This is a genomic window from Rhizobium sp. KNZ2-6A, from assembly GCF_056755475.1.
Map to the genome: position 1 here is coordinate 1 of NZ_JBNDIC010000024.1, position 18,597 is coordinate 18,597.

General features: G+C 61.5%; 18 protein-coding genes. 12 read left to right on the top strand and 6 right to left on the bottom strand.

The features are described from left to right. Positions 1-110 precede the first annotated feature (110 nt). The 12 genes from hppD to ACPYOP_RS17480 all read left to right on the top strand — a co-directional run bounded on the left by hppD (position 111) and on the right by ACPYOP_RS17480 (position 12,716). Positions 111-1,220, top strand: a complete 1,110-nt coding sequence (hppD, locus tag ACPYOP_RS17425; protein WP_481411619.1) for a 4-hydroxyphenylpyruvate dioxygenase — start codon at positions 111-113, stop codon at positions 1,218-1,220. 58 nt (positions 1,221-1,278) lie between these two features. Beyond that, positions 1,279-2,640: a homogentisate 1,2-dioxygenase gene (gene hmgA / locus ACPYOP_RS17430; protein WP_481411620.1), complete on the top strand. Its 1,362-nt coding sequence runs from the start codon at positions 1,279-1,281 to the stop codon at positions 2,638-2,640. A 37-nt stretch (positions 2,641-2,677) separates the two neighbouring features. Continuing rightward, positions 2,678-3,703 carry a fumarylacetoacetate hydrolase family protein gene (locus tag ACPYOP_RS17435; RefSeq protein ID WP_481411621.1) on the top strand — a complete coding sequence of 342 codons (1,026 nt, stop codon included), beginning with the start codon at positions 2,678-2,680 and terminating at the stop codon, positions 3,701-3,703. Further along, complete coding sequence (gene maiA, locus ACPYOP_RS17440) at positions 3,700-4,332, top strand: maleylacetoacetate isomerase (protein WP_481411622.1); 633 nt, start codon at positions 3,700-3,702, stop codon at positions 4,330-4,332. The genes ACPYOP_RS17435 and maiA overlap by 4 nt, the downstream gene beginning before the upstream one ends. A 199-nt stretch (positions 4,333-4,531) precedes the next feature. Then, the gene (locus tag ACPYOP_RS17445; protein ID WP_481411623.1) at positions 4,532-6,286 is read left to right on the top strand and encodes an alkaline phosphatase; all 1,755 of its coding nucleotides are present in this window, start codon (positions 4,532-4,534) and stop codon (positions 6,284-6,286) included. Positions 6,287-6,355: 69 nt separating this feature from the next. Further along, positions 6,356-6,820 (top strand): hypothetical protein, encoded by a 465-nt coding sequence (locus ACPYOP_RS17450; protein WP_481411624.1) that lies wholly within the window; start codon positions 6,356-6,358, stop codon positions 6,818-6,820. A 5-nt stretch (positions 6,821-6,825) separates the two neighbouring features. Beyond that, complete coding sequence (locus ACPYOP_RS17455) at positions 6,826-7,512, top strand: ABC transporter ATP-binding protein (protein WP_481411625.1); 687 nt, start codon at positions 6,826-6,828, stop codon at positions 7,510-7,512. Beyond that, positions 7,509-8,801, top strand: coding sequence for an ABC transporter permease (locus ACPYOP_RS17460; protein ID WP_481411626.1), 1,293 nt, complete (start codon positions 7,509-7,511; stop codon positions 8,799-8,801). Before ACPYOP_RS17455 ends, ACPYOP_RS17460 begins: the two co-directional genes overlap by 4 nt. Positions 8,802-8,892: 91 nt before the next feature. Further along, positions 8,893-9,861 (top strand): ABC transporter substrate-binding protein, encoded by a 969-nt coding sequence (locus ACPYOP_RS17465; protein ID WP_481411627.1) that lies wholly within the window; start codon positions 8,893-8,895, stop codon positions 9,859-9,861. 1 nt (position 9,862) lies between these two features. Beyond that, entirely contained in the window at positions 9,863-10,888 is a 1,026-nt protein-coding gene (locus ACPYOP_RS17470; protein WP_481411628.1) for a FecCD family ABC transporter permease, read from the top strand. A 38-nt stretch (positions 10,889-10,926) separates the two neighbouring features. Beyond that, the gene (locus ACPYOP_RS17475; RefSeq protein WP_481411709.1) at positions 10,927-11,919 is read left to right on the top strand and encodes a FecCD family ABC transporter permease; all 993 of its coding nucleotides are present in this window, start codon (positions 10,927-10,929) and stop codon (positions 11,917-11,919) included. A gap of 8 nt (positions 11,920-11,927) precedes the next feature. Continuing rightward, positions 11,928-12,716 carry an ABC transporter ATP-binding protein gene (locus ACPYOP_RS17480; protein WP_481411629.1) on the top strand — a complete coding sequence of 263 codons (789 nt, stop codon included), beginning with the start codon at positions 11,928-11,930 and terminating at the stop codon, positions 12,714-12,716. Here the strand turns inward: ACPYOP_RS17480 and ACPYOP_RS17485 are convergent. From ACPYOP_RS17485 to ACPYOP_RS17510, 6 genes are all read right to left on the bottom strand, one after another. After that, complete coding sequence (locus ACPYOP_RS17485) at positions 12,706-13,398, bottom strand: class I SAM-dependent methyltransferase (protein WP_481411630.1); 693 nt, start codon at positions 13,396-13,398, stop codon at positions 12,706-12,708. The two genes, ACPYOP_RS17480 and ACPYOP_RS17485, sit on opposite strands and share 11 nt — an antisense overlap. A gap of 137 nt (positions 13,399-13,535) precedes the next feature. Continuing rightward, positions 13,536-14,603, bottom strand: coding sequence for an ABC transporter ATP-binding protein (locus ACPYOP_RS17490; RefSeq protein ID WP_481411631.1), 1,068 nt, complete (start codon positions 14,601-14,603; stop codon positions 13,536-13,538). A gap of 32 nt (positions 14,604-14,635) precedes the next feature. Beyond that, positions 14,636-15,490: a carbohydrate ABC transporter permease gene (locus tag ACPYOP_RS17495; protein WP_481411632.1), complete on the bottom strand. Its 855-nt coding sequence runs from the start codon at positions 15,488-15,490 to the stop codon at positions 14,636-14,638. Beyond that, entirely contained in the window at positions 15,480-16,385 is a 906-nt protein-coding gene (locus ACPYOP_RS17500) for a carbohydrate ABC transporter permease (protein ID WP_481411710.1), read from the bottom strand. Before ACPYOP_RS17500 ends, ACPYOP_RS17495 begins: the two co-directional genes overlap by 11 nt. A gap of 97 nt (positions 16,386-16,482) precedes the next feature. After that, on the bottom strand, positions 16,483-17,697 hold the full coding sequence (locus ACPYOP_RS17505; protein WP_481411633.1) for an ABC transporter substrate-binding protein: 1,215 nt from the start codon (positions 17,695-17,697) through the stop codon (positions 16,483-16,485). A gap of 88 nt (positions 17,698-17,785) precedes the next feature. Further along, positions 17,786-18,571, bottom strand: a complete 786-nt coding sequence (locus ACPYOP_RS17510; protein ID WP_481411634.1) for a DUF4037 domain-containing protein — start codon at positions 18,569-18,571, stop codon at positions 17,786-17,788. Positions 18,572-18,597 lie beyond the last annotated feature (26 nt).

Genomic DNA, 18,597 nt, shown 5'->3' on the forward strand with positions numbered 1-18,597 from the left:
GCTCACGGATCGTGTATAATATTTTCATTTCGCATGGAGAATGCAAGCACTTTGCGCGTGTTTTGGGCCATACTTTGCATAGTCAAAGCACCATCTCTGAGGAGGAGAAAATGGGTCCTTTTCCGCATGATGCGCCGCCGTCCGAAATCACCGCCGATAATCCGGCCGGCACCGACGGCTTCGAATTCGTCGAATTCGCCCATCCCGAGCCGGAGAAACTGCGCGAGCTCTTCACCCGCATGGGCTATGTCGCGGTCGCCAAGCATAAGACAAAAGATATCACCGTCTGGCGCCAGGGTGACATCAACTACATCCTGAACGCTGAGCCCGGCAGCCATGCCGCCCGCTTCATCGCCGATCATGGCCCGGCGGCGCCGTCCATGGCCTGGCGCGTCGTCGACGCCAAGCACGCCTTCGACCATGCCGTATCGAAGGGTGCCGTTCCCTACGAAGGGAATGACAAGGCGCTCGATGTTCCGGCAATCGTCGGCATCGGCGGCTCGCTGCTCTATTTCGTCGAGACCTACGGCAAGAAGGGATCGGCCTACGATGCCGAATTCGATTGGATCGGCGAAGCCAATCCCAATCCCGAAGGCGTCGGCTTCTATTATCTCGACCATCTGACGCACAATGTCTTCCGCGGCAACATGGACAAATGGTGGGATTTCTACCGCGATCTGTTCAATTTCAAGCAGATCCACTTCTTCGATATCGATGGCCGCATCACCGGATTAGTGAGCCGGGCGATTACCTCGCCCTGCGGCAAGATCCGTATTCCGCTGAATGAATCGAAGGACGATACCAGCCAGATCGAGGAGTTCCTGAAGAAGTACAAGGGCGAGGGCATCCAGCACATCGCCGTCGGAACGGATGATATCTATCGGGCGACCGATACGCTAGCCGAGAACGGCCTGCGTTTCATGCCCGGCCCGCCGGAAACCTATTACGACATGTCCTATGCGCGCGTGAACGGTCACGAAGAACCCATAGAGCGCATGAAGAAACATGGTATCCTGATCGACGGCGAAGGCGTGGTGAATGGCGGCGTGACGAAAATCCTGCTGCAGATCTTCTCCAAGACCGTCATCGGCCCGATCTTCTTCGAGTTCATCCAGCGCAAGGGTGACGAAGGCTTCGGCGAAGGCAATTTCCGCGCGCTGTTCGAGTCGATCGAGGCCGACCAGATCAAGCGCGGCGTCATCGGCACGGCCGCCGAGTGATTTCCAGGCTACCCGGTGCAAGCACCGGATAGCCTGCATTTTCGGGAGGAGTGGAGCGATGGACCAGACGATATCCAAGGCTTCCGATCGCCAGGCGACTGCGGCGGAAGCGCTGCAATACATGCCCGGCTTCGGCAACGACTTCGAAACCGAGGCGCTTCCCGGTGCTTTGCCGCAGGGACAGAACAGCCCGCAAAAGTGCAATTACGGTCTTTATGCCGAGCAGCTTTCCGGTTCGCCCTTCACGGCGCCGCGCGGAACGAATGAACGGTCCTGGCTCTATCGCATCCGCCCGAGCGTGCGCCACACTCGCCGCTTTTCCAGTGCTTCCTATCCGTTCTGGAAATCAGCGCCATGCCTGGATGATCATTCGCTTCCGCTCGGCCAGCTTCGCTGGGACCCGTTGCCGGCACCGACCGAGCGGCTGAATTTTCTGGAAGGAATCCGCACGATCACGACCGGCGGTGACGTGCTCACCCAGACCGGCATGGCCGCCCATGCCTATGTCTTCAACGAGGATATGGTCGACGATTACTTCTTCGATGCCGATGGCGAGCTGCTGGTCGTTCCCCAGGTCGGCGCCATCCGGGTGTTTACCGAAATGGGCATCATGGATGTCGAGCCGCTGGAAATATGCGTCATCCCGCGCGGCATGATGTTCAAGGTGACGCGTAAGGGCGAGGAGGAAGTCTGGCGCGGCTATGTCTGTGAGAATTATGGCGCGAAATTCACGCTGCCCGAGCGCGGGCCGATCGGCGCCAATTGCCTGGCCAATCCGCGTGATTTCAAGACGCCCGTCGCCGCCTTCGAGGACAAGGAAACGCCTTGCCGCGTGCATGTCAAATGGTGCGGCAAGTTCTATGTCACGGAGATCGGCCATTCGCCCCTCGATGTGGTTGCCTGGCACGGCAACTACATTCCTTACAAGTACGACCTGCGGACGTTCTCGCCCGTCGGCGCCATCCTCTTCGATCATCCCGATCCGTCGATCTTCACGGTGCTGACGGCGCCGACCGAAAGTGCCGGCACCGCAAACGTCGATTTCGTCATCTTCCCGCCGCGCTGGCTGGTGGCCGAACATACGTTCCGCCCACCCTGGTACCATCGCAACATCATGAGCGAGTTCATGGGCCTCATCCACGGCCAGTATGATGCGAAGGAAAAGGGCTTCGTGCCTGGCGGTATCAGCCTGCACAATATGATGCTGCCGCATGGGCCGGATGCCTCCGGCTTCGAAAAGGCGTCGAATTCCGAGCTGAAGCCGGTGAAGCTGGATCACACCATGGCTTTCATGTTCGAAACCCGTTTCCCGCAGCAGCTGACGAAATATGCGGCCGAGCTCGAGACGCTGCAGGATGATTACCTGGAATGCTGGGATGGTCTGGAGCGCCGCTTCGACGGAACACCCGGCATCAAGTGAAGATCGGTCGCATATTTTCTGACATCGGAGCCTAGATATGAAGCTTGCGACTTTGAAGGACTCCACCAGGGACGGCCGGCTTGTCGTCGTCTCGCGCGATCTCACCCGTTGTTCCGAGGTCGATCACATCGCCCGCAGCCTGCAGGCGGCTCTCGACGATTGGGCGCATGTGGCGCCTAGGCTCGCCCTGATCGCGGAGGGCATCGAGACCGGTGCGCAGCCGACGATGCGGTTTCACGAACATGATGCGGCATCGCCGCTGCCGCGCGCCTATCAATGGGCCGACGGCTCGGCCTACGTCAACCATGTGGAATTGGTGCGCAGGGCGCGCAATGCCGAAATGCCGGCAAGCTTCTGGGTCGATCCTCTTATGTATCAAGGCGGATCGGACGGCTTTCTGGCGCCGCGCGATCCGATCCTCGCCGCGGACGAGGCCTATGGCATCGACATGGAAGGTGAGATCGCCGTCGTCGTCGGCGACGTTCCCATGGGCGCCAGTCCGGATATGGCGCGGCAGGCCATCCGGCTTGTGATGCTCGTCAATGACGTGTCGCTGCGCGGCCTGATCCCGCAGGAGCTGGCGAAGGGCTTCGGCTTCTTCCAGTCCAAGCCGGCATCGACGTTCTCGCCGGTCGCGGTCACGCCGGATGAGCTCGGCGAGGCATGGGATGGCGGCAAGCTGCATCTGCCGCTCCTGGTCGCCGTGAATGGCAAGCCCTTCGGTAAGGCGAATGCCGGCGTCGACATGACCTTCGATTTCGGCGAGCTGATTGCTCACGCGGCCAAGACCCGCAGCCTTGTCGCCGGCACGATCATCGGCTCGGGAACGGTATCCAACAAGCTCGATGGCGGGCCGGGCAAGCCGATCCAGAATGGAGGCGACGGCTATTCCTGCATTGCCGAGCTCCGCATGATCGAGACGATCGAAACCGGGGCGCCGAAGACACAGTTCCTGCGTTTCGGCGATCAGGTCCGCATCGAGATGCGGGACCATTCAGGCCACTCGATCTTCGGCGCGATCGAACAATCAGTGGAAAAATATATGGGGGCCGAACCGCGATGAGCGACGTCGTCCTCTACGATTACTGGCGTTCCTCCGCCAGCTACCGTGTGCGCATTGCGCTCAACATGCTTGGGATCGCTTACAGGCGCGTGCCTATTAATCTCTTGGAAGGTGAACAGAATACCTCGGATTATCTGGCGCTCAATCCGCAAGGCTTCGTGCCGACGCTGACGATCGACGGAGAAATCCTGACGCAGTCGCTTTCCATCATCGAATATCTGGCCGAACTTCGGCCGGAAAGCGGATTGATGCCGTCTGATCGCGCGGGTCGCCAGCACGTGCGCGCGCTTGCCTACGCGATCGCCATGGATATCCATCCCATATGCAACACGCATGTTGCCGCCCATGTCATGACCCTCACGGACAAAGCCGATGCCCGCGAGGAATGGATGAGGCACTTCATTGCCGGCGGCCTTCGCAAGCTCGAGGTCATGTTGAGCAGATTCGATGGCAGCTTCAGTTTTGGCGACACGCCGACCATGGCCGATATCTGCCTTGTGCCGCAGGTCTACAATGCCCGTCGCTGGGGCGTGGACCTGGCCGATCTCAAGCGCATTGTCGAAATCGATGGCAGGTGCGCCGAACTGCCGGCTTTCCAGGCGGCGCATCCCGATCGCGTAAAGCCGTAGCGAATTACGCGCCCCATGGCGATAGGCCTGGCATTCAGGCTATTCGCTCGTCTTTTAGATACGGCACATACAATCAGCCTTCCTTGGCGATTTTCCCTTCGGAATTTCCAGTTGCAGAAAGTCGACTCCTTTTTACATGATTGTCATCTGGTTTTTATAAGTGAGGAGAGGGAAGCAACCACGACGCAGGGGGTATGAAATGCGTAAACTTGTTCTCTCCATGATGTGTGCCACCGTACTGTCCGGTGCAGCGCACGCGGCGACGGTCTATCCGTTGGACCGGGCGACGGTACTCGCCGGCTCGCCATTCGATTTCAAGGTGGAATTCAGCAAGGTCGTCAAGCCGGAAGACGTCAAGGTTACGGTCAACGGCGAAAGCTATGAGGCTGTTTTCGGTAAGGCTGCCGATTTTGTCGCGGAAGAAAAGGGTGCCGAGGACAAGGTTCTCGGCTCGGCCCTGATCCTGCGTGGCGTCAAGCTTGCAAAGACCGGCCAGTACAAGGTCGAGGTGTCGGCCGGCGACGAGAAGAAGTCCGTCAACTGGGATGTCTATGGCACCTCGGCCACGCCGAAGGCCAAGAACATCATCTTCCTGCTTGGCGACGGTCTCTCCGTCGCGCATCGCACCGGCGCTCGCATCATGTCCAAGGGCATGACGGAAGGCAAGGCCAACGGCCGTCTCGCCATGGACGATATTCCGCCGGTCGCCTTCATCGGCACCTCCTCGACCTCGGCGATTGCCACCGACAGCGCCAACACCATGTCGGCCTATATGACCGGCCACAAGTCCGCCGTGAATGCGCTCGGCGTCTATGCCGACCGCACGCCGGCCAGCCTCGACGATCCCAAGGTCGAAACGATCGGCGAGGCTCTGCGCCGCACCGGCAAGAAGTCGCTCGGCATCGTGACCACGGCCGAGGTCGAGGATGCGACGCCGGCGGCACTCGTGTCCCACACGCGTAAGCGCGGCGACAAGGCCGACATCGTCGGCATGCTGTACGGCGTCAAGCCGGACGTGCTACTCGGCGGCGGCTCGGCCTATTTCCTGGCGAAAAGCGTGCCTGGCTCGAAGCGCAAGGATGACAAGGATTACATCGCGCTCTTCAAGGATGCCGGCTATGCCGTTGCAACCGACAAGAACGAACTGGCGACGGCGACTGGCTCCAACCAGGACAAGCTGCTCGGCCTCTTTCACACCGGCAACCTCGACGTCACGCTCGACCGCGAATTCCTCAAGAAGGGTACGGTCGACAAGTTCCCGAACCAGCCGGGCCTGGTCGACATGACCAAGGTCGCGCTCGACAAGCTTTCCAAGAATCCGGAAGGCTTCTTCCTGATGGTCGAAGGCGCCTCGATCGACAAGATGAGCCATCCGCTGGACTGGGATCGCGCTCTGGTCGAAACAATCGAGTTCGACAAGGCCGTTGCCGTTGCCCGCGAATTCCAGGCTAAAAATCCGGATACGCTTGTTGTCGTCACCGGCGACCACACGCATGGCGTCTCGATCATCGGCACCGTCGACGACGACAAGCCGGGCACGGAAATGCGCGAGAAGGTCGGCACCTATGCTGCCGCCGGCTTCCCGAACTATGAAGACAAGGATGGCGACGGCTATCCGGATCGCGTCGACGTTTCGCGCCGCCTGTTCATGGCCGCCAACAACGGCCCGGACCACTACGAGACCTTCCGTCCGAAGCTCGACGGTCCCTTCGTTCCGGCGATCCAGAACGAGAAGAAGGAATATGTTGCCAACGAAGCCTATAAGGACGTGCCTGGCGCCGTCTTCGTGCAGGGCAATCTTCCGAAGGACGAGGACAGCGGCGTCCATGCTGTCGACGACGTCGTGCTGCAGGCGGCCGGCCCGGGTGCCGAAGGTTTCCGTGGCTACATGGAACAGAGCGATGTCTACCATGTACTGGTCGATGCCTTCGCTCTTGGCTCTGAAAAGATGTAAAACCTGTTCATATCCGTGGGGACAGGCGGCTTCTGGTCGCCTGTCCCTCCATCTTTCATGAGGGTTCTCATGCCTCGGGACCAGACCGTTGTCATCAACCGCCGGACATTGCTCACGGCCGCCGCCATGCTGCCGATGATGGGCGTTGCCATGCGCGCCAACGCTGCGGAAAAGCTTGGCTTTGGTGAGCTCTACAAGAGCTTCGGTCCGCTCGGTCTCGAATTTTCCGACAAGGTGAAGCAGTTGAGCGGTAAGGATGTCGCCGTCAATGGCTTCATGGCACCGCCATTGAAGGCGGAGGCCGCCTTCTTCGTCCTCACCGAAATTCCGATGTCGCTTTGCCCGTTCTGCTCTTCCGATGCCGATTGGCCCGACAATATCGTCGTCGTCTATCTCTCGTCCAAGCAGACATTCGTGCAGTACAACGCGCCGATCATGGCGCGCGGCGTGCTGGAATTCGGCTCGTGGACGGATCCGGAAACAGGTTTCATCAGCCAACTGCGTCTCCGGGACGCGTCATTCAGGACCGTTTGATCCCTATGCTCGCACTTGATGTTTCCGGCCTGAAGATGCATTTCCCGGGTCTGGCCGCGCCGGTTCTCGCCATAGATCGATTTCATCTGCCGGCCGGCGGCCGCCTTGCGATCACCGGTGCGTCCGGTTCCGGCAAAAGTACATTCGTCAATGCCATTACCGGGCTGGAAGACGTCACGGATGGCAGCGTGTCGTGGAGCGGCACGGAGATCACGCGCCTTTCCGCCGGCCGGCGCGACGCATTTCGCGCACGCAATATCGGCCTCGTCATGCAGGACTTCCATCTGTTTCCCGGCCTGTCCGCCTTCGAAAATGTCGTGCTTCCGGTCAAGCTTACGCGGCGTCTCGCGCCCGACGAGCGGGAGCGCGCGCTTCACCTGCTGTCCATGACCGGCATTACCCGCCCGCGGCAGAAGATCGAAACCCTGTCGCGCGGCGAGATGCAGCGTGTCGCCGTCGCTCGCGCCCTTCTGTCGCGTCCCGGCGTCGTCGTTGCCGATGAGCCGACCGCCAGCCTCGACCGGCAGGCGGGCAAGGAGGTTGCGGAACTGCTGCTACAGCTTTCAGCCGAGGAGGGGACGACGCTTATCGTCGTAACGCATGACGCTGATCTTGCTGCGCGTCTCGGCCGCCGCATCAACCTGGCGAGCGGGCGTATCGAGGAAGACAGCCAAGAGGTCGCCGCGCAATGATTGCTTTCATCCTTGCCGACCTCAGACGTTTCTGGAGTGGGGCGCTTGCCGTCGTCGTGCTGATTGCTCTGTCGGTCGCCTTGAGCGTCACCGTGACGCTGCAGGAGCGTGCCGTCCGGCTCGGCAGCGCGCGTGCCGCCGAGAAATTCGATCTGCTCGTTGGAGCAGCCGGCAGCGAGACCCAGCTGGCGCTGTCGGCCGTCTTCCTGCAGCCGGCGCCGCTGCCGCTGATGGAGGGCGCCGTTCTTTCCCGCCTTGCCAACGATCCGCGTGTCGAGCTGGCGGCACCCGTCGGATTCGGCGATTCCGCCTACGGACACCCGATCGTCGGTACGACGACCGGCCTGATCTCCTCCCTTTCGCCATCGCTCTCGCAGGGCGCGATGTTCTCGCGCCTCGGCGAAGCGGTGGTCGGCTCCGATGTCGCCTTGTCGATAGCTGCGGAGATCAAGCCGATGCATGGCACGGCGGAGACCGGCGGCGAAACCCACACCGCGATTGCCTATAAGGTCACCGGCCGCATGGCGCCGACGGGCACCGCCTGGGACCGGGCGATCCTCGTGCCGATCCGCGCCGTCTGGCAATTGCACGGCATGCATGGCGAGGAAGTCCATCACGACCATGATGGCGACGAGGCCGATGCCCATGGCGCAGAGCCGCATGAGCATGCCGCCGGCCACGAAGAAGGCCACGAGCATGAGCACGGTCATGTCGATGCCGACGCGCCGCTGGATGAGCACTTTGATGCACAGACTCCGGGCGTTCCGGCCGTTCTCGTCAAGCCGAAGACGATCGCCGATGCGTATCGCCTGCGGCAGGAATATCGTACCGGCACGACGCTCGGCGTCTTTCCGGCGGAGGTGCTGACGAGGCTCTATGCGACGCTCGGCGATGCCCGCAGTCTTCTCTTGGCGATCGCGCTCGGCACACAGGCGATTGTCATTGCCGCGATCGTACTCGTGACCATCATGCATGTCGGTTCGCGGCGCCGGCAGATCGGCGCCTTGCGAGCGCTCGGCACGCCGGTCCGCTCGATCGTCGCGCTTGTGTGGGGCGAGCTCTTCATCCTCTTTGCCGCCGGCATCGCACTTGGCATTGAGCTCGGCTATATCGCGGCATTGCTGATCTCGGCGCGGCTTGCCGCATCGACGGCCGTGCGTCTGCCCGTCGGCTTTTCCTTCGATGATCTATGGCTTGTCGGCGGCTTTGCAGCCGTCGCGGCAATCATCTCCATCGTGCCGGCGTTCAGCGCCTTGCGCTTAAGCCCGGCGGCGGCGCTGCGGGCCTGACGTGGGTTCGCGAAAGGCGAAGTAAAACTGGATTGCAAAACTCCTCTTTATTGACTAAAGCCATTTCGCGCATCTGATGGAGGATCTCGCGATGGCGAACAGCGCCCGTAAAATCGTTACTATTTTTGGCCTGCTCGCCGCGCTGGCAGCCAGTTCCGCCACGGCGGAGGACGCGAAAACCGTTTCCGTGACGGATGACCGCGGCGTCAAGGTGGACGTGCCCGCGCAGCCGAAGCGGATTGCTGCGATCTCCTATTTTGCCGATGACGTCGCTCTCGCGCTTGGCATCAGGCCGGTTGCCAGCACTTATATGACATCAGGCCGGCAGCCTGATTTTCTTCTCGGCCTGACCGCGCAGATGGCGCAGATCGGCCAGCGCGCCAAACCCAATCTCGAACTGTTGTCGCAAGCCAAGCCCGACCTGATCGTGGCGATCCGTCGCTACACGGTCGGCAATGCGCCGCAGCTGGAAAAGATCGCGCCCTACCTCGCCTACAATATGGAGCTCCTGACCGAGAGCGATAGGGAAATCGCCGAATTCTCGAAGATCCTCGGCAAGCCCGAGCGCGGCCTGCAGCTGAACGCCGATTTCCACAAGCACCTCGACGAGATCGCCGCCAAGGCGCCGAAGACCGTGCACCCCCGCTTTGCCATCATGTGGGGCGGCGCGACGCCTTTCGCCTTCCACACGGAAAACACGGCTGCCTCCATCGTCGCGGCCATCGGCGGCGACAATATCGCCGGGCCGAAGACATCAGGCGGTCCCTTCGGCATCGATCTAAGCCTCGAAACTATGCTGGAGAAGGACCCTGAAGTCGTCTTCATCTACGACTCCGGTCCGGATCGGCCGCATGAAAGCAACCCGATCTGGCAGGAACTGACCGCCGTCAAGAACAAGCGGGTCTTCTATGTTGGGGATCAATGGGTCGAGACCAATGGTCCGATCGCGCGCGAGATCGTGCTGCGCGAAGCCGCGCACTACCTCTATCCCGATGCTTTTCCAGCCGTCGATGTGAGGGCGGAAGCCGCCAAGATCATTCCCGCCGATATTCAGAAGTAAGATGCTTCGGGTCGTGGCCACGATGGATGCGCGCAGATCACTGGCGGTGATCGTACTCCTCGTTGCCGCGACCCTGCTGATCGTCTTCATCGGCCTACTGCCCGGCGCGAAAATCCTGACGATCGCGGATACCATACGCGTTCTTTTTTCGCCTGACGGCAAGGTCGATTCCATCCTTGTCTGGACGTTGCGCTTGCCTCGAAGCCTCGCGGCCGCGCTGGCCGGTGCCGGGCTCGCGGTCTCCGGCTATCTCCTGCAGACGTTGACACGAAATCCGCTCGCCGATCCGGGAATCACTGGCGTCACCGCCGGCGCCGTCACACCGATCGTCTGCTGTTTCGTTTTTCTCCCCTGGCTTTCCTCCGCCTACTATCCCTTCGTCGGCCTTGCGGGCGGCTTGGCGGCTGCGGCCTTCACCTTCTGGGTTTCGAAGGGCGGGCAGGGGCGGCCGTTGCATCTGGCGCTCGGCGGTGTCAGCGTCTCGCTGTTTCTCGGCGCGATCACCATCTATGTGCTGCTTTTAACCGGGCCGCAATCGACGTCGCTGCTGTTCTGGCTCTCCGGTGGCTTTCAGGGGCGCTCCTGGCCGCATCTCACCTATATGCTCCCTTGGGTCGTCGTCGGGGTTGCGGGTGCCTTGGCGCTCCATCGCGTTATCGGCATGTTCGCGCTCAGCGATCATGCAGCCGCCGGCATGGGTGTGCAGCTCAATCTCTGGAAGCCCGTGCTGCTCGTGCTTGGCGTCTGTCCCGTCGCCGGTGTCGCTCCCGTTGCAGGGCCGGTCGCCTTCGTCGGGCTGGCGGCGCCGCATATCGCGCGTTTGCTGAAGCCGCGCGGCGCGGTATGGGAGATCGCGCTTTGCGCCGCCATCGGAGCGCTGATCGTGACGGTCGCCGATCTCATCGCCCGCACGGTCGCTATTCCGAAGGAACTCCCGGTCGGCATCATCACGGCACTAATCGGCGGGCCTGTGTTCATCTACCTCATCCAGCGCGGCCGCCTGCAATTCAAGGGGCATGGCCTATGATTGTGGACGCCCCAGCCATTCGTCCGCCGCAAAAAGGCATGCTGCCGATCGTCATCGTCATCGCGCTTCTGTCGCTGGTGGCCGCGATATTCCTCGGCGTCGTCGATCTGCCGGCGGCGGATGTGCTTGCTGTCTTGAGCGGCAAGGGTTCGCCCGAGGCGCAGTCGATCATTCTCGATATCCGGCTGCCGCGCATCGTCACCGGTATCCTTGCCGGCATTCAGTTCGGCGTCGCCGGCCTGCTCTTGCAGACGATTACGCGAAATCCGCTTGCCGATCCCTCCTTGATGGGGGTCTCGCAGGGCGCGACGCTGACCGTTACGCTGTTCCTGCTCTTCACGGTCTATATCTTCGATCCCGGCGACAATACGGTGGCGGAACTGCCGATCGCCTGGCTTCCCGTTGCGGGGCTTGCGGGCGGGATGATCGCCGGCGGCATCATCTACATGCTTGCCTTCCGGCTCGAACTCAGTCCGCTGCGCATCACGCTCTGCGGCGTCGCCATCGGCGCGGTCCTGCATGCGCTTGCCGTCGGCCTCATCGCCGGTTGGGGATCGGCGCGCATCGAGATCATTCTCGAATGGCTTTCGGGCAGCCTCTACGCCCGCACCTGGGACCATGTGCTGTTTCTTCTGCCGTTCACGATCGCAGGCCTCCTCATCCTGCCGGTGATCTATCGGCCTCTGGTCATGCTGCAATTCGACGCGCAGGTCGCCCGTTCGTTCGGCCTTTCCTATCGTAGGCAGTTTTCCCTCGTACTGTTGGTGTCCTGCGCCCTTGCGGCAAGCGCGGTCGGTGCCGTTGGCCCGATCGTCTTCGTCGGCCTGGTCGTTCCGCATCTCGCCCGTTTCCTCGCCGGCCGGCATTTCCCCCTGGTTCTGCCGCTGACGATCGTCCTCGGCGCCATCTTCGTCACTCTGGGCGATCTGATCGGCCGCCTCGCCGGGCAGGCGGAGGAAGTGCCGATCGGGGTCGTTACCGCGATTGTCGGTGTGCCCGTGCTGCTTATCCTTTTGAGAAGAATTCCCTGAGATCGCCCATGCCGCTGTCCTGTTCGCAACTCTCTGTCTTCTACGGTCGTCGCAAGGCACTGAACGGGTTCGGGCTTGCCATGCAGAAGGGCGAGATCCGGGCGCTGATCGGCCCGAACGGCTCGGGCAAGAGCACGGCCTTGCAGGCACTTGCCGGCCTGATCGCTCCGGCAGAGGGACAGGTGACGATCGAGGATGTCTCGGTCGCAACCATGTCGCGGCGTGCGATCGCCAAGAAGCTTGCCTTCCTGCCGCAGCAGCCATCGGCACCGGATGAGATGACGATCGCGCAGCTGGTGCGGCAGGGCCGCTTCGCCCATGTCGGGCTTTTCCGCAGCTACGATCGCAAGGATGAAGAGGCGATCGACTGGGCGTTGGAGAGCACCGAGCTTTCGAGCCTTGCCGACCGCACCCTGCAGGAGCTTTCCGGCGGCGAGCGGCAGCGGGCATGGATCTCGGCAGCACTTGCGCAGGAGGCCGGCATATTGCTGCTCGATGAGCCGACCTCGTTTCTCGATATCGGCTATCAGGTCGAGGTGCTGGATCTTGTCCATCGCCTCAGCCGCGAGAGGGGCGTCACCATCATCATGGCGATCCACGATATCAATCAGGCGATCGCCGTCAGCGACCGCATCTCATTGCTGGAAAAAGGCGAGCTGCGCTTTGACGGCGAGCCGAGGGCGCTTGCTGAAAGCGGGCTGATCGAGAAGACCTTCCGGGTGAAAGGAAGGTTCGTGCAGGTCAGCCCCGACGCGCCGCCGCATTTCGATGTCGAGCTGACGCGGCTCAGCCACTAAGGGGTCTGACGAGCCGGAAGACGATCTTGGTCTGCGTGTAATAGTCGAGCGCGTCGGCGAAGTCCGGTGTCCAGCCGTCTTCGACAAACGGAATGAAACCGTCATATTCCAGCTTGCGGCCGGAGACTGCGAAGCCTGCCTTGGCGAAGGCACGGCCGTAATCGGAAATCGAACGATCCTGAACGACGGTGTTGGTGCGCTTGGCGACGAGCTCGCGCCACTTCGGCCAAAGCGGGTTGTCCGTATGGCAGCCGGTGACGGCATAATAGACGCCGCCGGGCTTCAATGCCTTCCAGATATCTTCAGCATGCGCATCAATATCGGGAACGAGGTAGATGACTTCATGGCTGATGGCGAGATCGAACTCTTCGACCCAGCCCTCAAGCGTGCCGCCGACTGCATGCTGGACCGGCAAGTTGCCCTTGAAAGCCTCGGCCTTGGCAATCGACTGTTCGGCGATATCGATGCCCAGCGCCTTGCGGAACGGCCTGATGGCATAGAGATGGCGCAGCAGACTGCCCTGATTGCAGCCGAAGTCGACGACGCTCTTGGCGGATAGATCGCGCTCGACGATCAGGTCGATCAGATGTCTCCAGATCGGTGCATGCCCGTCCGCCATCTTGTCCTCGGCGTCCGGATCGACGTACCAAGTGCCGATCGTCTTCTGACCTTCTTGGCTCATGAGCCCTATCTCCACGCGATTCAAACCACGCTGTCTTTAGGCCGGACCTTGACCCAAGGCTAGGTTTTGAAACCTAAAAGCCATGCCGGCAGAAGATTTTATCCGCGGCGTTTAGGCGGAGAGCAAAAGTCCAGCAGTCAATGCAGGCGCTGGCCGTTCGATGGATCGAACAGATGCGCCTTCGTCGGATCGATCCTGAGCTGGATCGGCTGGCCGGGAGACACCGAGGGACGGTCCCTGACGGCTACGACGATCGATTGCGCGCCGGCCTGCAATTGCAGATGCGTGTCCGAGCCCGTCGGCTCGATGATGATGACTTTGGCCTGCACGCCATCCGCATCGACGGCGATATGTTCCGGGCGGATGCCAAGCTGGATGCATCGGCCGAGATGGCGGCGGGCGCTTTCCGGCAGCGGCCAGTGCAGGTTTTCCGCAGCCTGCAATTCCATGGCTCCGCCCCGTTCGACGACGAGGCCTTCGATGAAGTTCATCGATGGCGAGCCGATGAAGCCGGCGACGAAGCTGTTGACCGGCGCATCGTAGATTTCAAGCGGTGAGCCGATCTGCTCGATATGGCCGCCACGCATGACGACGATGCGGTCGGCCATGGTCATGGCCTCCATCTGGTCGTGAGTCACATAGACCATGGTAGTGCCGAGCCGCTGGTGGAGCGTCTTGATCTCGGTGCGCATCTGTACGCGCAGTTTGGCGTCGAGATTGGACAGCGGCTCGTCGAAGAGGAAGACGGCGGGGTTGCGCACGATGGCGCGGCCCATCGCCACGCGCTGGCGCTGGCCGCCGGACAATTGCCGGGGATAGCGATCAAGCAGCGCGGCAAGGTCGAGGATCGCTGCTGCATCGTTGACCTTCTGCTCGATCTCCTGTCGGCTGCGGCGTGCGAGCTTCAGCGAAAAGGCCATGTTGTCGCGCACGGTCATATGCGGGTAGAGCGCATAGGACTGGAACACCATGGCGATATCGCGCTCGTTCGGCTCGAGATCGTTGACGATGCGGTCGCCGATTTCGATCTCGCCGTCGCTGATGCCTTCCAGGCCGGCGATCATGCGCAGCAAGGTGGATTTGCCGCAGCCCGAGGGTCCCACAAGCACCACGAATTCCCCGTCCTGCGCGGCGACGGAGACGCCATGCAGCACTTCGAGCGCGCCGTAGCGTTTGATGGCATTGCGAATGGTCAGTTTTGCCATGGATCTCTCTCCCGAAAATGTCGGCCGGCGCCTTAGCGCCCGCCCATGCCCGCGTTGAGGGCGATGCTGTTGTAGATGAGCTTCTGCAGGATGATTGCGAGGAAGATCCCTGGAAGCATGGAAAGGGTGGCGCCCGCCATCAGGTAGTTCCACTGCGTGCCCTGTTGCGTCTGGAACAGGGTAAGGCCGACGGGCAGGGTCGCGTTGTCGGCGCCGGTCATGACGATCAGCGGCCAGAGGAAGTTGTTCCACTGCCCCATGAAGGTAAACAGCGACAGAAGGCCGATCGCCGGCATGGAGAGCGGCACGATGATGCTGACGAGGATGCGCAGGCGCGAGGCGCCGTCGATCCTTGCCGCTTCCTCAAGCTCCATCGGGATGGAGAGGAAGAACTGCCGCATCAGGAATGCGCCGAAGGTGCCGAAGGAGATCGGCAGGATAACGCCGGCGAAGGTATTGACGAGGCCGAGCTTGTTGACGATCAGAAACAGCGGGATGATCAGCATCAGCGGCGGCACCATCAGCGTGCCGATATAGCCGAGCAGCAACGTTTCGCGCGCCCTGAACTTCAGTCGCGCAAAGGCGTAGCCCGAAAGGCAGGAAACGACGACGGTGATCGCCGTTACGCAAATGGCGATGACGGCGCTGTTGAGGAAGAAGCGGCCGAAGGGCAGCCTGGTCCAGGCGGCGGCGAAATTACCCCATTCGAAAACCTCGGGCAAAATGCGCACCGGTATCGCCGTCACTTCGGCATTCGAGCGCACCGCATTCGATACCATCCAGAAGAAGGGAAACAGGAAGGCGATCGCCACGAGCGTGAGGGCTGCGTGATTGACAATATCGAGCACCAGCTTCCGGCGCGCTCTGGTTTCGGATTTAAGCGTCATAATGCACCCATTTGCGCTGGAACCAGAATTGCAGGGCGGTCAGCACCATGATCAGCGTGAACATCACCCAGGCGATCGCCGAGGCATAGCCCATCTGGAAGTTCTGAAAGCCGCGCTGGTAGATGGCATAGCCGAGCGTGGCGGTCGACGATCCCGGCCCGCCCTTGGTCATGACGAAAATCTGGTCGAAGACCTGCAGCGACGTGATCGCCGTCATGACAGTGCCGAAGAACAGCGTCGGCGAAATCAGCGGCAGGCGGATTTTCCAAAAGCGATCCCAGGCCGTCGCGCCATCGATCCGCGCTGCTTCAAGATAGGTCGCCGGCACCATGTCGAGTGCGGCGTTGAAGAGAACCGTATTATAGCCGACGCCGGCCCAGAGCGATGTGAGGACGACGGCCTGCATGGCGAGCGTGCGATCGTTGAGTACGCCTGAAAGCGGCAGCGACAGCACAGCCATCAGGCCGTCGAAAAGGCCGCCATTGGTGAAGATCAGCATCCAGACCATGGCGCCGGCGATGAGCGGGGTGAAGGTCGGAAGGAAGAAGATCACCCGGAACCAGCGCTGTCCGATCTTCAGGCTCGAAATCCACGTCGCCAGCCCGAGCGAGATGACGATATTCAGCACCAGGTACTCGACCGTGAAGAAGATGGTGTTGCGCATGACCGTCCAGAACTGCGGGTCGGTCGTAAACAGGCGCGTATAATTGGAAAAGCCGACGAAACGCGGCGTGCCGAGCAATTGCCAATTGGTAAAGCTGAGCGCGATCGAGGCAAGGATCGGCAGGACCAGGAACAGGACGATGCCGATCAGCCCCGGCAGCAGGAAGAACAAGGCCGTCCATCCCTCGCCCCTGAACCATTTGCGCGAGCGCGACCGTGGTCTTGCGATCATGTCGGTGTGCTTGCCCAGCATCATGGGCCTCTCCTTTCCGGCAAGGGTGCCGCGGTCGAGCCAGTAGGCCCGGCCGCAGGCGGGCGAGCCGCCCGGGTTACGGAAGCTGGCTCTGAATGTCGCTGAGCACGCCCTCGGGTTTGGAATCTCCCGTCAGCGCCAGCGGCACATATTGCATCACCAGGTTCTCGAACTGGTTCCATTTTTCGTTGATGCGGAACGGCGTCGTGTGGGCAAACATATATTGCAGCGTGTCGCGGGTGCCGCTGACATTCTTGGCCGCTTCATCATACCAGGCGGTCTGCTGCGCAAGCCGAGCCGGCAGCGCGCGTCCGGCCGAACCGAGGATTTCGGCAGCCTTCGGACCGGATAGCACCTGCAACGCCTTGAAGGCTGCATCCTTATGTTGGCTGGCGGCGGAAATACCCCAGCCCGAGCCGGCCGTGATGAAGCGCGACGGCCCGCTTCCGCGCGGCAGCGGCGCAATGCCGATCTTGAATTTGACATTGGCCTGCGCGGTAATCAGCGTCCAGGGACCGTCGATATACATGGCGACATTGCCCGAAGCGAAGCGGCCACTTGCTGCCGCGGCATCGGCGGCGGAGGCAAAGACCGGTGAGAGTTTATCCTTGGCGGTGAGATCGGCATATTTGCTGAAGGCATCGACAAAGCCGGTATTGGTGAGGTCGAATTCATTGCCAGCATTGAAATATTCCGCGCCGAGCGCGACGGGGCCGGCGATGAAATCGAAGCCTTGGGTGCCATAACCATAGGTTCCGTCCTTCGTCAGCGCCTTGGCGTCGGCCTTGAAGTCGTCGAACGTCCAGTCCTTGGCCGGCTCCTTCAAGCCGGCGGCGGCGAACTTGTCGCGATTGTAGAAGATCATCCACGGGCCGACGTCATACGGCAACGCATAAAGCTTGCCGTCATAGGAGAGCCCGGACATGATCGATGTCTCGAAATCCCCCACCTTCACGTCGCTGTTCTTCACGTAATCGTCAAGCGGCGCCAGGATCGAGTAGAAATTCGGCATGCGCATCGACTGCATGGAGACGATGTCGGCGACCTGTCCCGAGGCCGCCAGCACCGGCAGGCGGGTCCAGTAGTCCGCCCAACCCGAAAGCTGCAGTTTGACCTTGATGTCGGGATATTGCTTGTTAACGAGATCGGCCAGCTGCTGCCAGAGCTGCGCATCGTTCGGTTCGCCCCACATCTGCCAGGTCAGGGTCACGGCGGCATCCTGCGCCTTGGCGCCGATGCCGGGTAGTGAACACGCCGCAAGGGCGGCAGCAAAGATCAATGAACGTTTCATGATGGTTCCTCCTCCTGAATGACTTTGGTTGCAGTGACGTTCATCACTTATCCGGACGCTCCCCCTCCGGCTTGGTCTTGCGGCTCGTTCAGGCCGCGATCATGGCCTCCAGGTCGGCGATCAGGCCGATCAGCTCTATTCGCTGGCGCCGCCATGTATCGGGATCCTGTCCCGGCTCCAGAATGGCGGTCATCCGCTGGAGGAAGTTTGGCGGCAGCCGCTCGAGTTCGGCTGCCATGGGCAGGTTCCAGCCGTCACCCGGAAAATAGACCCGGTTGAAGGCAAAGACGGTCTGCAGGATGGCATTGGCAAGCTTGCCCGTCAGCCCGACGAGAAAAACGAGATCGCGGCGAACGACCTTGCTTTCGTAGTGGTAATCTCTGGCCCAATAACGCAGGACATCCATATATTGGCTGAGGACCGAGGCCCTGAGCGCTTCCGGATATTTCGCCAGCTGCCGCTTCCAGCCGGTCAGCAGGCCCCGCGGATCGGCGATGATCTGCTGATTGGCAAGATCCGTCGGCAGGTGATAGCCCCAGATCGTCCATTCGAAACTCTTCGGCACGACGATGCCGGCAAGCCAGGAGTCGAGATCGCGCTGTACGCCTGCGTAGCGGCGCATCCAGACGCCATCCATGCGGATGCCCTCGGCCTGCCAGCTCCGCAGGGCGGTCTCGAAACGCCGCCACGGCTCGGTTTGTCGAACCTCCGGCCCGCGATAGGCATCGGCATAGACCCTAAAGTCGAAATCCGATTGCGCATCCGACCGTCCCTTGCCGCGCGATCCGGCGAGTGCAACGGCGCCATTGCCGTCTTCGGCCAGATCGGCGATCAAGGGGGTCATCGCGGCAATGAGTTCGGCTTCGCGGCTCATGACGGCACCGGGCGCTGGGCTTCGCG

Coding starts and splice junctions, on each gene's coding strand:
- hmgA (WP_481411620.1), top strand. CDS start 1,279: ATGGACCAGACGATATCCAAGGCTTCCGATCGCCAGGCGACTGCGGCG.
- ACPYOP_RS17490 (WP_481411631.1), bottom strand. CDS start 14,603: ATGGCAAAACTGACCATTCGCAATGCCATCAAACGCTACGGCGCGCTC.
- ACPYOP_RS17435 (WP_481411621.1), top strand. CDS start 2,678: ATGAAGCTTGCGACTTTGAAGGACTCCACCAGGGACGGCCGGCTTGTC.
- ACPYOP_RS17445 (WP_481411623.1), top strand. CDS start 4,532: ATGCGTAAACTTGTTCTCTCCATGATGTGTGCCACCGTACTGTCCGGT.
- ACPYOP_RS17510 (WP_481411634.1), bottom strand. CDS start 18,571: ATGAGCCGCGAAGCCGAACTCATTGCCGCGATGACCCCCTTGATCGCC.
- ACPYOP_RS17475 (WP_481411709.1), top strand. CDS start 10,927: ATGCTGCCGATCGTCATCGTCATCGCGCTTCTGTCGCTGGTGGCCGCG.
- ACPYOP_RS17470 (WP_481411628.1), top strand. CDS start 9,863: ATGCTTCGGGTCGTGGCCACGATGGATGCGCGCAGATCACTGGCGGTG.
- ACPYOP_RS17450 (WP_481411624.1), top strand. CDS start 6,356: ATGCCTCGGGACCAGACCGTTGTCATCAACCGCCGGACATTGCTCACG.
- ACPYOP_RS17485 (WP_481411630.1), bottom strand. CDS start 13,398: ATGAGCCAAGAAGGTCAGAAGACGATCGGCACTTGGTACGTCGATCCG.
- ACPYOP_RS17455 (WP_481411625.1), top strand. CDS start 6,826: ATGCTCGCACTTGATGTTTCCGGCCTGAAGATGCATTTCCCGGGTCTG.
- ACPYOP_RS17505 (WP_481411633.1), bottom strand. CDS start 17,697: ATGAAACGTTCATTGATCTTTGCTGCCGCCCTTGCGGCGTGTTCACTA.
- ACPYOP_RS17495 (WP_481411632.1), bottom strand. CDS start 15,490: ATGACGCTTAAATCCGAAACCAGAGCGCGCCGGAAGCTGGTGCTCGAT.
- ACPYOP_RS17465 (WP_481411627.1), top strand. CDS start 8,893: ATGGCGAACAGCGCCCGTAAAATCGTTACTATTTTTGGCCTGCTCGCC.
- ACPYOP_RS17460 (WP_481411626.1), top strand. CDS start 7,509: ATGATTGCTTTCATCCTTGCCGACCTCAGACGTTTCTGGAGTGGGGCG.
- ACPYOP_RS17500 (WP_481411710.1), bottom strand. CDS start 16,385: ATGATCGCAAGACCACGGTCGCGCTCGCGCAAATGGTTCAGGGGCGAG.
- maiA (WP_481411622.1), top strand. CDS start 3,700: ATGAGCGACGTCGTCCTCTACGATTACTGGCGTTCCTCCGCCAGCTAC.
- hppD (WP_481411619.1), top strand. CDS start 111: ATGGGTCCTTTTCCGCATGATGCGCCGCCGTCCGAAATCACCGCCGAT.
- ACPYOP_RS17480 (WP_481411629.1), top strand. CDS start 11,928: ATGCCGCTGTCCTGTTCGCAACTCTCTGTCTTCTACGGTCGTCGCAAG.